Raw genomic sequence first — 13,576 nt, 5'->3', positions numbered from 1 at the left:
TCTCGCCATCCGGCATTATGCGATCTCGCCGGATGTTTCTTTCTTCAGTCTCTGGGAGAGTGTTTTGCGCGGCACAGCCGTATCCCGGTATACCAGCTCCGGCTCTCCTGTTTTGTCTACGACATCTTTGGTAATGGTGCAGATGCCGATATTATTGTCAGACGGGATCTCATACATCAGATCCATCATGACGGATTCCAGAATAGAACGAAGTCCTCTGGCTCCGGTTTTTCTCTCTACCGCAAGCTTTGCAACCTCTTCAATGGCTTCCGGGGTAAATTCCAGTTTAACGCCATCCAGCTCAAACAGCTTCTGATACTGCTTGGTCAGGGCATTCTTCGGCTCGGTCAGGATCCGGCTTAAGGAATGCACATCGAGAAGGTCCAGGGAAACCGTTACAGGTACACGGCCGATAAACTCCGGGATCAGACCGAATTTCACAAGATCGTGCGGTTCTACCTGGCGTAAGAGCTCATCGATGTCGGTCTTGTTCTTGTCTAAGACCTCTGCGTTAAATCCAATAGAGCCGGCGCTTAAGCGGCTCTCGATGATGCGCTCCAGACCATCAAACGCTCCTCCGCAGATAAACAGAATATTGGTCGTATCGATCTGCAGAAGCTCCTGATGCGGATGCTTTCTTCCTCCCTGCGGCGGCACACTGGCTACGGTTCCCTCGAGGATTTTTAAAAGTGCCTGCTGGACACCCTCACCGGATACATCGCGGGTGATGGATACGTTCTCAGATTTCTTCGTGATCTTATCAATCTCATCCACGTAGATAATACCATACTCCGCCTTGCTGATATCGTAATCTGCCGCCTGGATCAGCTTTAAGAGAATATTCTCAACATCCTCACCTACATAACCGGCCTCAGTCAGCGCGGTTGCATCCGCGATGGCAAATGGTACATTTAAGATTTTGGCCAGAGTCTGCGCCAGATAAGTCTTACCGGAACCAGTCGGTCCCAGCATAAGAATATTGCTCTTCTGCACGTCCACATCACTGCCTGCACCGGAGGTGATACGTTTATAGTGGTTGTAAACCGCTACAGACAGTACCTTCTTGGCTGCATCCTGTCCAATGACATACTCATCCAGAAATGCCTTGATCTCCTTCGGCTTTAACAGGTTAATGCCAGCTAACGGAGATACCGGCTCCTTCTCTTCCTCCTCTTCCAGCTCCTCCGCGAGGATTTCTCCACAGAGTTCAATACATTCGTCACAGATAAATACATTGTTGGAACCGGCAATCAGTTTTCTTACCTGATCCTGGGTCTTTCCGCAGAAAGAGCATCTGACCCTGTCATCTGTTCTTGTCGGCATAAAATAACACCTTGTCCTTTCCTGGTTGTAAGAATTCTTGAGCGTAAGGCAGCCTTAGTGCTTTGCGATCACCTGGTCGATCAGGCCATATTTTAAGGCTTCTTCCGCGGTCATGTAATTGTCGCGTTCCGTATCGCGGCAGATGACCTCGTAGGGCTGACCGGTATTGGCTGCAAGAATCTCATTTAATTTCTTTTTGGTCTGCAGGATTTTCTCAGCAACGATCTGAATCTCGGTTGCCTGACCCTGAGCACCACCAGACGGCTGGTGGATCATAACCTCTGCATTCGGAAGCGCGAAGCGTTTGCCCTTTGCGCCGCCGGCCAGAAGAAATGCACCCATGCTGGCTGCCATACCGATGCACACGGTAGATACATCGCATTTGATGTAATTCATGGTATCGTAGATGGCCATGCCGGCAGTCACGGATCCGCCCGGACTGTTGATGTATAAGTTAATATCCTTGCCCGGGTCCTCAGACTCCAGGAACAGAAGCTGAGCTACGATCAGGCTTGCGGAAACGTCAGTTACTTCTTCCCCAAGGAAAATAATTCTCTCTTTTAACAAGCGGGAATAGATATCGTAGGAGCGTTCTCCTCTGCTGGTCTGTTCAATTACATAAGGTACCAATGCCATCGTCAGATCCTCCTGTCTTTCATTACTGTCTTTTGCAATGATAGGTGCAGACTCCAGGTCTGGCCCGAAATCTGCACCTAGTCATAGTGTTAGTATTCCTATACTGGAAAATATTATACTAATTTAGCCTCAGCTACCAGGAAATCTACAGCCTCCTGAACAGCCATATCAGCCTTCATCTGAGCCATTCCTGCCTCACCCATGATGGTCTTGATCTGCTCAGCGTCCATCTTGTAGTTCTCGGACATCTTCTTGATCTCAGCCTCAACCAACTCGTCAGACGGCTCGATCTTCTCTGCTGCTACAACAGCCTCGAGTACCAGGCGGGTCCGCAGTCTTAACTCAGCCTGCGGACGCATCTGCTCCTGTAACTGCTCGATGGTGCTGCCGGTGAACTGCAGATACTGGTCAAAGCTGATGCCCTGGCTCTGCAGTCTGCGTGCGTAGTCCTCGATCATGTTGCGAACCTGCTCATCCACCATCGGTGCCGGAATATCCATCTGAGCGTTATCAACAACCTTCTGTACAACGTTGTTCTCGTTCTCAGCGGTAGCCTGTGCCTGCTTGGTCTCAGCCAGTTTGTTCTTAACGTCCTCTTTGTATGCGTCAAGAGTCTCGAACTCAGAAACCTCGCTTGCGAACTCATCGTTCAGCTCCGGAAGCTCTTTCATCTTGATCTCTTTGATCTTAACCTTGAAGGTTGCCGGCTTGCCAGCCAGCTCTGCTGCATGGTACTCAGCCGGGAAGGTTACGTTTACTTCTACATCCTCACCGATGTTCTTGCCGATCAGCTGATCTTCAAAGGTATCGATGAAGGAATGGGAACCGATCACCAGAGTGTAGTCCTCAGCCTTGCCGCCCTCGAATGCCTTACCGTCTACAAAGCCCTCGAAGTCGATCACAGTCTGGTCGCCGTCTGCAACTGCGCGGTCCTCAACGGATACCAGTCTGGAGTTCTGCTCCTGAACCTTCTTTAACTCTGCCTCTACGTCAGCGTCGGTTACTTCTGGTTTTGCTTTTTCTACTTCAATACCCTTGTACTCGCCCAGGGTTACCTCCGGCTTGGTAGCTACGGTTGCAACGTAGATGAAGGATTTGCCTTTTTCTACCTGCTCGATGGAGATTTCCGGTCTGGAAACGATCTCAAGACCGCTCTCTTTTGCAGCATCCGGATAAGAAGCGTTGATTGCCTCATCTACAGCATCCTCGTAAAATACGCCGACACCGTACATCTTCTCGATCATTGCCTGCGGTGCTTTGCCCTTACGGAAGCCAGGAATGTTAAACTTGTTTTTATTCTTGTTATAGGAAGTTTTAAGAGCTGCCTCAAACTGCTCTGCCGGTACTTCTACGGTTAATTTCGCCATGTTTTTTTCTAATTTTTCTACCTGTAAACTCATAATATGGGTTCCTCCTTACATCTATGTATGGCCGTCCCGGCAGGGCGCCACACTTCAATTCACCATTATAGCATAGACTTTTTATAATTACCAGTCCTATTTTTGCAATAACTTACGCATTTTTTCGATCACATATGGGTTTACCGGACGGATTTCCAGCTCCGGCCGTCCGAAATAATAACCCTGGAAGAGATCAGCTCCCAGAAGCAGCATAGTGTGAACCTCCTCGATCCGCTCCACACCCTCTGCAAGTACCAGGATATTGCGCTCCTTGCAGTAGTGGATCAGGTTTGCGGCAAGCTCCTGCTTGTCACGGTTTTTGTCAATTCCGCTGACCAGTCCCATATCCAGCTTTACAATGTTCACCTCCATATTCAGGAGCGTTCCCTCACTGCTGTATCCGCTTCCGAAGTCATCCAGTGCGATCATGCTTCCGGTCCGGCGGATGGTCTCCATTTTGAATTCCATATCACGGCTGCTAATGGCCTCTCCCTCCGTGATCTCCACGACAACATGTTTCAGAAAATCCGGATATTTCCGGAGCAGTTCATTCATGCAATCCGGGTCAAGAGATACATTGGCAATGGAATTGATGAAGATATGGCAGTCGGATGGTATTTCAGCCTTGTGTGTAAAAAGCCACCGGAAGGCGCCAACCCAGGTCAGTCGTTCAAACTGCGGAAGCTTTGCCTGACGCTTGGCCAGATTCAAAACCTCCTGGATATTTTTGAAATTCCTGGTTTCCGGACGCATCAGCAGCTCATATCCATACAGACTTCCGTCACGGCAGACGATCGGCTGTGCCGCAAATGGGACATCATCCTGCTCGAGAAGACGGTTGATCTCCTCCTGCCCGGACAAAAGATAGGAATTCTTCTGATAGCTTTCCAGATCAAATTCCTGAAGTACGCCCTTGGTACTGTGCTTTGCCATGTACATGGCAAAATCGGCATACCGGACAAGCGTTTCAAAATCACGGGCCTGGCGCGGATACCAGGTAACCCCCGCTGAGGCGCGCAGCGGAAGCTCATACTGGTTGGACACCTTCAAGCTGGCTGCGCACGACCTGGTGCGCAGCTCACAAAGAATACCACGCAGTTCCTCCTCACTGTTTCCGCAGAGAAACGCCATAAATTCATCGCCGGAATGGCGCTCTACCACAGCACCGTACCGGTTCAGGGTTTTCAGCTGATCTGCGAACAGACGGATATAGCGGTCTCCCATCTCATGACCATAGTTATCGTTGACATATTTCAGATTATCCAAATCCCACATCAGCATGGCACCACAGCTGATCCTTCCGCTTTGCAGAAGCTTTAGCGTATTTCTGCGGAAGGCCGGCCGGTTATAAAGCTCTGTCAGCGGATCGTAGTCACGCTCCAGCTCCAGACGTTTCTGGTTTTCCAGTTCTTCCGTCACATCAAGCAGGACGCCTGTCTCATTGCCATTTTCCGCCCGGACGATCTTTAAGCGGAAATAGCGGTCCTTTCCGTTCGCCTGCAGATGATAAAGCCGGACATCCTGGTGTTCCTTAACCCCAGGCCCCAGGATCTGCATCATCTTCCGGAAGCCGGTCTCTTCCAGGTACGTATAATCACGATCCGTCTGTTCAAGTCCGAGAAGCTCAAACAGAGTCCGGCTGCAGAATACCTTTTTCCGGTCCGACAGATACTCAAATACGCCGATGGGAACACCGGAGCCTTCCAGGATCCTGGATATACGCAGGGCCGATTCCGCCACATCTGCGCTCAGATATTCGATCGCGTGGCTCAGCTCATCCAGCTCGCTGATATAGGTTGGCTGAAGATGGATCCGGGAATCATCCTCCGCAGAGCGCAGCTGGCAGATCAGCCTGCGGATCGGCAGGCTGAAGTACGTTCCATACATCAGGGCAAACAAAATCCCGGGGATCATGGCGAAAGCACAGCCGGAAAGAAGGCCGTTCAGAAGCTTTTGATAGAAGGAGCGCATCACGCTCTGACGCCTGAGCACCACGATCTGCCAGCTCGTTCTGTAAAACGCGGAATCGCGCCCATATACCGGAAGCTCCCTGGATGCAAGATACCACCAGTCTCCGTTCTGATCCTGTGTTTTCTGAATGTCATTCCACCTGGTGGCAGTCCCGCCGATTCCGTTCATGCCTTCAAAGGACCGGTGAAAGGACATGCCGTACGCCAGGACCGGAGTCAGGACCGTTTCATTTTCTCCCCTTTTCGCGAGCATCAGGATGGTGTCCTCATCTCTGTGAAGCAGTTCATTTTTCAGAAGCGAATAAATCTGCTCCTTCAGCATGGTTCCGCCGAGAACACCGATCACCGTGCCGTCTTCTGCTGTCAGCGGTATAGAGTAACTGACCCCGTCCGTATCTGCCTGCAGTGCGCCGGATATAGGCCCCAGGAAGGCAAAGCGAGCAATATTACCTTTGAGCTTCTGTCCCTTTGTCAGAAAATACGGATTGTAAAAGCCAGATCCTGTCTCTTCTGACATGTCAAAATCAAGCTTCCAGTCGCTGGCCAATGGAACCTTAAACTGCTTTGAGACAACAGCAGCGCCACGGCAAAGCTGGAGATCGGAATTATCCGCGGCAAAGCTGCTGCTGTCCGTATCCAACACGGAAATACCGGCCTGATGGCCTTCGGCACTCCGCTGTGCAGAGGGACCGTCCAGGACCACATAAATACTGTTGCCATAGCTTCGGTGGAGCAGTTCCAGGACATCCGGCATGATTTCCCCTATGATCCGCTCATTGAGTTCCCAGTCATGGGAAATGTCTGAGGCTTTTTTCCCCTCTTCCTTAAGGACATTCTGGATCGTTGTCTGGATCGTCACAGAGCTTCGGATGTCATTCATCCAGTGCTGCAGAACCTCCCGCTCCAGAAGAAGCTCACTGTTTTCCACATCCTTTTTCAGTGAACGGATTTCTGTCTGATAAAGGCTTTGGGCAACATTTCCAGTGGATAAAAATGCCATCATAAAAATAGTCTGAAAAATCAGGATCAGGCAAAATGGAATCACAAGCCTCCACTTCATAGACCGTGTTTTTTTCATACAATCGACCTCATCACTTCAGGTTTATAAGCTGTGCTTTCGTGTCTTCACACCAGCTTTCAAATGCCTCTTCTGTATTGCATTCCGAAACCGCAGCCTCCAGGGACATTCCGGAGCTTATGAGCTCCAGAACCTTTTCCCGGTCTGCCCTGGCACGTTCCGGCAGTGTAGAATCAATCACCTTTCTCGCATCCTGGGCGCCGGAAAACGGGGTCGTCGTGTAAAGACGATATTCCTTAACCTGCGGGATCGCTGTTTTCAGCATAGTCTCTACATTCGGGTCGAGTTTCAGGTTCTGCTCCTTCATGCAGGAAATGCATCGCTCCACATCACTGGCAGTTTTTGTTACCGGAAGATATCCGGATGCCATACAGAATGGGATATTGTTTTCTTCCCTGGTCAGCCATTTTAAAAATGTGACAACGGCTTTTTCTTTTTTCTCATCCGTGCGGAACATAACCGCGCCGGCTCCCTGCTGGACTGCGCAGGAAGACGCTCCCGCAAAGCCGGGCAGCGGGAGGATGTTACACCGGATTGTCTCGGTCGAGCCATCATCATAAGTCACCTGATCCGGCGCATAGACAGCTCCGCTGGAAGATCCGACATAGGCGATCAGCTTTCCTGTTTTCAGGTCATCGCTGCGGAATCTCCCCTCCTCCAGATAATAACCGCTGATGTAAGGCACATAGAAGTTATCCCAGAGGCGGCGCATAGTGTCCGGATCCACATCCACGGATATACTTCCGTTTTCACCGGAATAAATGGTATGTCCGAGCTGATGACTTCCAATGAGAATATAATTTGCGAAGGAATCGCGCCCAAAGAAGGCCTGGCCGTCATTGGGTGTCTCCGTCTTTGCATCGGTCCATTCATAATATGCTTTTGCTGTCTGAGCAAGTCCCTCCCAGGTGGAAAGCTCCTCCAGTGAAGCACCGGTCTCGCTGGCAAACGGTTCCCAGGCGGTACTGTTGAGCGTCAGCACTTCCGTTGATTTGGCCACCGGAAAAATCATCATGGCCGCATTGGTTCCAAAATTGCCTTCCTCCAGATAGCCTGAAATATAACTGTCATACTCCTCATCCGTCAGATAAGGACGAAAGTCCGAAATTTTATCCTTTTTCCAGAGGTCATATGCCGCGTCCGCATAGGCAGAACAGAAATCCGGAAGCGGATCACTTCCGGTCTTTTCGTCCGTACTGTCACGCACTGCATCCTCAAGTTCCGATACGCTGCCTTTACTGACAGACTCCACCACGATTTTCTGTTCCAATCCAACCGTATCGTTAAACTCCTGGACCAGTCGGTCCATCTCCTCTTTCTGTGTCCCATTGTAATAGTTCCACATCGTGATCTGTACCGGTGTGTTACTTTTCACCTTTTCTGCGCCGCTGCAGGCAGTAAGCACCGCCGTGCCAAGCAAAGCCGTACAGAAATAATGACTGATATGCTTCATGATCTGATTTTCGTCCTCTCTGGCCTGTATTTATATGATCACCACCATCCGGTGATATCTCGTTTCCAAACAGCTGCAGTCCGCTGATACAGCACTGACTGTAACAAAAACACTCTTATCATACCACATGCTCTTCCGCTTTCCAACATTTTCGTGTATACTTCATGTAAAACAAAGAAAGGAAATTACTGTATTTTTCATATATATCACAAAATACAGTCCGGGAAAGTATTCTTATGGAAATTGAACGAAAGTATCTGGTCACTGCACCGCCCTCAAACTACCACACCTGGGAGGCCGTTCAGATGGAGCAGGCTTATCTCTGCACCGAGCCGGTTGTACGCGTCCGCAGGGAAAATGATTCCTATGTGCTCACCTATAAATCAAAAGGGCTTCTTGCGCGGGAGGAGTACAATCTTCCGCTTACAAAGGATGCCTATGATCATCTGCTCTCAAAGGCCGATGGCATCATCATCACAAAGACACGCTATAAAAAGCCGATCAGCGGAACCGGGCTTGTGATCGAGCTCGATGTTTTTTCCGGGACCTATGAAGGGCTGATGCTGGCGGAGGTAGAATTTCCGAATATCGAAGCTGCGGAGCAATTTGTGCCTCCGTCCTGGTTCGGGGAAGATGTAACCTTCTCCGGAAAATACCAGAACAGCAGGCTGAGCCAGACGCGCTGAATGAACAACAAAAAAGAAGCAGGGAGTTCTGCTGCAAAACTGCAGAACTCCCTGCTTTTTTCGATACGTGATCATAAAAGATTACTTCTTCGCGATGTATTTGCGGATATCCAGTGCGATCGCTACGATGATAACGATACCCTGTACAATGTACTGATAGTTGGTCGGGATTCCAAGGAACTGCATGGAGGATTTCAGCAGCTCGAATACGAGAACACCGATGACAACACCGGAGATACGGCCGATACCACCGTTTACGGATACACCGCCGATGGTGCAGGCTGCGATTGCCTCCAGCTCGTAACCCTGACCCATGTTAACGCTGGCACCGCCGGCCTTTGCGCCGAGAAGGAAGCCTGCGATTGCATACAGAGCGGCTGCGGTTACGTAGATGATGATCTTGGTTTTCTTTACGTTAACGCCGGAAACCTCAGCAGCAGCCTCATTGCCGCCGATCGCGTACATGTATTTGCCATGACGGGTATAGTTAAATACGAACCACATGATCAGACCGATCACAAATGCAATGATGAACATATACGGAAGCTGTCCGAACAGCTTGCCGGTTGCGATTGCGGTATATGCCTTACGATAGCCGCCAAGCGGTGTTGCGTTGGTATAAACCAGGCAGATACCATAGACAGCCAGCTGCATGCCCAGGGTACCGATGAAAGCCGGTACATTCAGGTAAGCGATTACGATACCGTTGATCAGGCCAAAGATGGCACAGATCAGGATACATAACAGCAGGACTCCAAATACCGGCATATCGCCCAGGTTCGGGAAAAACTTACCGCTGTAGTCTGCGGTCTGAAGTAAGGTACCTGCGATACAGGAAGCAAGACCTACCATACGTCCTGCGGAAAGGTCCGTACCTTTCGTGATCAGACAGCCGCTGACACCGAATGCAATGATGACGCGGGCTGCTGTGTTTACGGAAATATTGGATAAGTTGTTCCAGGAGAAGAAATTATCCTTCGTGATGCCGGTGAGCAGTACCAGCAGAAGCAGTACAATGATGATTCCATTGTCCAGCAGTGTTTTCTTAATATCGATATTTTTCTTATTCATGCTCGTATCCTCCTTAATTAAACTGAGTAGCCATACTCATGATATTCTCCTGAGTTGCTTCCTCTCCGGATACCTCACCGGTCAGCTTGCCGGCACACATTACCAGGATCCGGTGTGACATACCGATCAACTCCGGCATTTCGGAGGAGATCATGATGATCGATTTGCCCTGTCTGGTCAGCTCGATCATGATCTGGTAGATCTCATACTTAGCGCCGACATCGATACCACGGGTCGGCTCATCCATGATCAGCACGTCCGGATTGTTGGCCAGCCAGCGGGCAATGATGACCTTCTGCTGGTTTCCTCCGGAAAGAGACTGGATCAGCGTTTTGCTGCTCGGCGTCTTGATTCTCAGTTTTGCGACATTATCCTTTACAAGATCCTCGATCTTTTTGGTGTCAAGCATCGGGCCGATCTTCAGATAATTGTTCAGAGAGGAGATGGATACGTTATCTGCAATGGAAAGGCATCCAAGGATACCGGTTCCGCGGCGGTCCTCCGTGATCATTCCGATACCATCGCCGATCGCATCACGCGGTCTGGAAACCTGGATCGGTTTTCCGTGAACAAGCACCTCTCCACTCTTGATATGCCGCATTCCGAAAATAGCCTCCATCAGCTCGGTTCTCTGCGCTCCGACCAGTCCGCCAAAGCCCAGGATCTCCCCCTTCTTTAACTGGAAGCTGATATGCTGGAAGGATCGCTCGTGGATGCTGCACAGATCCTTCACTTCAAGGATCACATCATCCTTGATGGTATCTTCCTTAGGCGGATATACATTGGTCAGCTCACGTCCTACCATCTGGCGGACGATCTCATCATCACTGATGTCTTTTACTTCCCAGGTACCAACATACGTGCCATCACGCATGATGGTAATATCATCGGCGATCTCACGGATCTCAGCCATCTTATGGGAGATGTAGATCATGGATACGCCTCTGGATCTAAGATCCCGGACAATACGGAACAGAGCGTCTACCTCGTTATCCGTAAGGGAAGACGTCGGCTCGTCCAGGATCACTACTTTCGCATTCATGGATACGGCCTTTGCGATCTCGACAGACTGCATCTGAGCAATAGAAAGCGTGCCAAGCTTTGCTTTCGGATCGTAAGGCATTTTGATATTTTCCAGCCATTTGGCTGCTTCTTCATTCATGGTCTTATGGTCAATGTACTTGAGCGGTCCGACCGATTTCAGCGGATAGCGGCCAAGATACATATTCTCCGCGATCGTCCGCTCCGGGATCGGCTGCAGTTCCTGATGAACCATAGCCAGTCCTTTGTGTAATGCATCATCCGGATTCAGGATCGTCATCTTTTCGCCATCCAGATAGATTTCACCTTCATCCATTTTATAAATTCCAAACAGGCATTTCATCAACGTTGATTTTCCGGCTCCGTTCTCTCCCATCAGTGCGTGAACAGTACCGGGACGGACTCTTAAGTTGATCCCGTCAAGGGCTTTGACACCCGGGAAGCTTTTGCAGATTCCCTTCATTTCCAACCTGTACTCTGCCATCCCATTCTCTCCTTTCTGATTCCAGACCAGATTCAAAGCCGGTCTCTTTAAAAATCGGGTGTGTCAGACGACACACCCGAAGCATGAATCACTGTAAATCACAGGTCAGAGTCTGACTATTTGATGATGTCAAGAATATCCTTTGCATTGTCAGGAGTAACCTTTACATAGTCAACCATGTTAACCGGATCAACAGTCTCGCCGTTTAAGAACTTCACAGCCATGTCTGCTGCGGTCTTTGCCTGGCCCATGTAATCGTTGAATACGGTACCGGTCATCTTGCCCTCGGTGATATCCTGAACAGCCTCAGTCAGAGCGTCAACACCTACCAGATAGATATCCTCATTTACTTTTCTGCCTGCTGCATCGATCGCCTGCAGTGCGCCAAGTGCCATTGCATCGTTGTTACAGAAAACAACCTCGATCTTGTCGCCGAACTGGGTTAAAGCATCCTGAACGATCTGCTGGCCCTTTGCCTGATCCCAGTCACCTCTCTGAAGGAGAAGTTCTTCAACTTCCAGACCTGCATCGGTCAGTGCCTTTACAGAGAACTCGGTTCTGTACTGTGCATCTACGTTCTCCGGATCGCCCTGAACCATGATGTAGCTTACTTTGCCATCGCCGTTGATATCGCCCTTGTTAGCGGTCTCAACGATCTCTTCACCCTGATAGGTACCGGACTGTCTTGCATCTGCACCAACATAGGTTGCGCTGATGCCGTCAGAAGCCCATCTGTCTTCCTCTGCGGTATCCGGCTCACGGTTGATGTAAACAACCGGGATACCTGCATCCTTACACATATCGGTTACCTGCGGTGCGGAGGAAGCCTGTACCAGGTTCAGGATCATAACGTCAACGCCGGAAGCGATGAAGTTCTGGATCTGGTTTGTCTGCTCTGCCTGATCGCCCTTACCATCCTGGATGGTGATGTTTTCTTTCTTGAAGCCAAGCTCCTCGGTTAAATATCTCTCCAGCTCGGTACGGTACAGAGTCATGAAGTTATCATCGAATTTATAAATGGAAATGCCGACTTTCTTATCGGAAAAATCGCCGCCTGCTGCCTCTTTCACTTCTGCTGCGGTGGTCTCTGCCTCTTTTGCCGCCTCAGTAGTAGCGGCCTCGGTAGCTGCTGCGGTGGTCTCAGCCGGTTTGCTTCCGCCACATGCTGTCATGGACAGGATCATGCAGGATGCCATTGCCATTGCGGTTACTTTTTTAGTTAATTTCATAATGTAAATCCTCCCTTAAATAAAATTGTCATGTTTGTAAGCTTTTGTTTACTTTCTCCATCTGACAAGCTTATTATAATGGTGGATTGTGCATTTTTCCATAGGATTTTCTTTCCTGGATTATTGAATTTTTTCGATTATACAATTTTTTATGGATTTATTTTCTCTTTTACGACATTATTCTGCCGGCTCCAGTAATATTTTCCTTTGTCCAGCGTAATTTCGCCCGGAATTGGTTCACCCATTCCGGCTGCAGCGGCAATCGTAAAGATAGCATTCGCATAGCCGGTTTTATCCGATGACACAGTTCCCAGCATCTTTCCGCTCTGCACGGCATCCTGTCCCTGCGTAGTTCCGTCAATCCCCACAACGCTGATTTTCTTTCCTCCGGCACGGTCCAGGGCATCGATCGCTCCCAGAGCCATATCGTCGTTGTTGCTGAGAACCAGCTCAATCGTATCCGGATACAGCTCCAGCCACTGCTCCATCAGGGCCGAGGCCTGAGAGCGCTCCCAGTTGGCAATGCCTCCGGTGATTTTTTCAATAGGGACGCCCCGGTCCTTTAACGTCTGGACAGACCACTCTGTCCGGATCAGGGAATCCTGGTGATTGCTTTCTCCTTCCAGCAGTACATAGCTGATAACACCGTCCCCGTTTTTGTCCAGGGAAGCCGGATCCTTTTCATACTGGTCCGCCACGATTTCCGCCTCCAGTACCGCGGATTCTTTGGCATCCGCACCAACATAGTAAAGCCTGTCCCAGCGATCCATATCCTCCTCGACGGGCTGACGGTTAAAAAACACTACCGGTATATCAGCAGCCGCTGCCGCATCTATGATCCCAGAGGAGGTTGTGCGGTCCACCGGATTGACACAGAGCGTATCACAGCCCAGCGATATAAAGCGTTCCACCTGCTTATTCTGGACGTACTGATTTCCCTTGGCATCCTGAATGTCCAGTGTCACCTTGATGCCCGTCTCCTGTTCATATTCCTTTGCCCTCTTTTCCAGCTCCGACCGGATATTACCGATAAAGGTATCATCTGCCCGGTACAGGCTTACTCCGATGCGGATCGCATGCTTCTTCTCCGAGACTGCTCCCGCACGGCAGCCGGAAAGCAATATGCAGGCCAGGGCCATGCAGGCCGCAGAAACTATCTTCCGGTCACATTTTTTCTTATTCCTGTGTTTTTTCATTACGAACCG

The 13,576-nt window shown here is 49.9% G+C and carries 10 protein-coding genes; 1 reads left to right on the top strand and 9 read right to left on the bottom strand.

The annotated features are described in order from the left end of the window. Window positions 1-15 precede the first annotated feature (15 nt). From clpX to ACMP1L_RS10485, 5 genes are all read right to left on the bottom strand, one after another. Window positions 16-1,323: an ATP-dependent Clp protease ATP-binding subunit ClpX gene (gene clpX / locus ACMP1L_RS10505; RefSeq protein WP_118731632.1), complete on the bottom strand. Its 1,308-nt coding sequence runs from the start codon at window positions 1,321-1,323 to the stop codon at window positions 16-18. A gap of 54 nt (window positions 1,324-1,377) precedes the next feature. Continuing rightward, on the bottom strand, window positions 1,378-1,998 hold the full coding sequence (clpP, locus tag ACMP1L_RS10500; RefSeq protein WP_279220323.1) for an ATP-dependent Clp endopeptidase proteolytic subunit ClpP: 621 nt from the start codon (window positions 1,996-1,998) through the stop codon (window positions 1,378-1,380). Window positions 1,999-2,072: 74 nt separating this feature from the next. Then, window positions 2,073-3,359, bottom strand: coding sequence for a trigger factor (tig, locus tag ACMP1L_RS10495; RefSeq protein ID WP_118731631.1), 1,287 nt, complete (start codon window positions 3,357-3,359; stop codon window positions 2,073-2,075). Between the two features lie 96 nt (window positions 3,360-3,455). Then, window positions 3,456-6,407 carry an EAL domain-containing protein gene (locus ACMP1L_RS10490; protein WP_418452991.1) on the bottom strand — a complete coding sequence of 984 codons (2,952 nt, stop codon included), beginning with the start codon at window positions 6,405-6,407 and terminating at the stop codon, window positions 3,456-3,458. 13 nt (window positions 6,408-6,420) lie between these two features. Next, complete coding sequence (locus tag ACMP1L_RS10485; RefSeq protein ID WP_418452990.1) at window positions 6,421-7,860, bottom strand: extracellular solute-binding protein; 1,440 nt, start codon at window positions 7,858-7,860, stop codon at window positions 6,421-6,423. 236 nt (window positions 7,861-8,096) lie between these two features. Here ACMP1L_RS10485 and ACMP1L_RS10480 point away from each other — a divergent pair, with 236 nt between their 5' ends. Next, window positions 8,097-8,546: a CYTH domain-containing protein gene (locus ACMP1L_RS10480; RefSeq protein WP_418452989.1), complete on the top strand. Its 450-nt coding sequence runs from the start codon at window positions 8,097-8,099 to the stop codon at window positions 8,544-8,546. Between the two features lie 81 nt (window positions 8,547-8,627). On the opposite strand, the gene ACMP1L_RS10475 is transcribed toward ACMP1L_RS10480, so the two are convergent. The 4 genes from ACMP1L_RS10475 to ACMP1L_RS10460 form a co-directional block, all read right to left on the bottom strand. Then, on the bottom strand, window positions 8,628-9,617 hold the full coding sequence (locus ACMP1L_RS10475; protein ID WP_118532382.1) for a galactose/methyl galactoside ABC transporter permease MglC: 990 nt from the start codon (window positions 9,615-9,617) through the stop codon (window positions 8,628-8,630). A 13-nt stretch (window positions 9,618-9,630) separates the two neighbouring features. Further along, on the bottom strand, window positions 9,631-11,142 hold the full coding sequence (locus ACMP1L_RS10470) for a sugar ABC transporter ATP-binding protein (protein ID WP_118731626.1): 1,512 nt from the start codon (window positions 11,140-11,142) through the stop codon (window positions 9,631-9,633). Window positions 11,143-11,258: 116 nt separating this feature from the next. Beyond that, complete coding sequence (locus ACMP1L_RS10465) at window positions 11,259-12,371, bottom strand: galactose ABC transporter substrate-binding protein (RefSeq protein WP_418452988.1); 1,113 nt, start codon at window positions 12,369-12,371, stop codon at window positions 11,259-11,261. A 149-nt stretch (window positions 12,372-12,520) separates the two neighbouring features. Next, window positions 12,521-13,567 (bottom strand): galactose ABC transporter substrate-binding protein, encoded by a 1,047-nt coding sequence (locus ACMP1L_RS10460; RefSeq protein WP_118731625.1) that lies wholly within the window; start codon window positions 13,565-13,567, stop codon window positions 12,521-12,523. Between the last annotated feature and the right edge of the window lie 9 nt (window positions 13,568-13,576).

It is taken from the genome of Ventrimonas sp. (assembly GCF_048380235.1).
Taxonomy (GTDB): Bacteria; Bacillota; Clostridia; order Lachnospirales; family Lachnospiraceae; genus Brotaphodocola.
The sequence above is the reverse complement of the archived record's forward strand: the minus strand, read 5'-3'. Positions and strand labels throughout refer to the sequence as shown.

What these genes read in the sequence shown, in the direction of transcription:
- clpX (WP_118731632.1), bottom strand. Translation starts at nt 1,323, where the DNA reads ATGCCGACAAGAACAGATGACAGGGTCAGATGCTCTTTCTGCGGAAAG.
- tig (WP_118731631.1), bottom strand. Translation starts at nt 3,359, where the DNA reads ATGAGTTTACAGGTAGAAAAATTAGAAAAAAACATGGCGAAATTAACC.
- ACMP1L_RS10490 (WP_418452991.1), bottom strand. Translation starts at nt 6,407, where the DNA reads ATGAAAAAAACACGGTCTATGAAGTGGAGGCTTGTGATTCCATTTTGC.
- ACMP1L_RS10485 (WP_418452990.1), bottom strand. Translation starts at nt 7,860, where the DNA reads ATGAAGCATATCAGTCATTATTTCTGTACGGCTTTGCTTGGCACGGCG.
- ACMP1L_RS10480 (WP_418452989.1), top strand. Translation starts at nt 8,097, where the DNA reads ATGGAAATTGAACGAAAGTATCTGGTCACTGCACCGCCCTCAAACTAC.
- ACMP1L_RS10475 (WP_118532382.1), bottom strand. Translation starts at nt 9,617, where the DNA reads ATGAATAAGAAAAATATCGATATTAAGAAAACACTGCTGGACAATGGA.
- ACMP1L_RS10470 (WP_118731626.1), bottom strand. Translation starts at nt 11,142, where the DNA reads ATGGCAGAGTACAGGTTGGAAATGAAGGGAATCTGCAAAAGCTTCCCG.
- ACMP1L_RS10465 (WP_418452988.1), bottom strand. Translation starts at nt 12,371, where the DNA reads ATGAAATTAACTAAAAAAGTAACCGCAATGGCAATGGCATCCTGCATG.
- ACMP1L_RS10460 (WP_118731625.1), bottom strand. Translation starts at nt 13,567, where the DNA reads ATGAAAAAACACAGGAATAAGAAAAAATGTGACCGGAAGATAGTTTCT.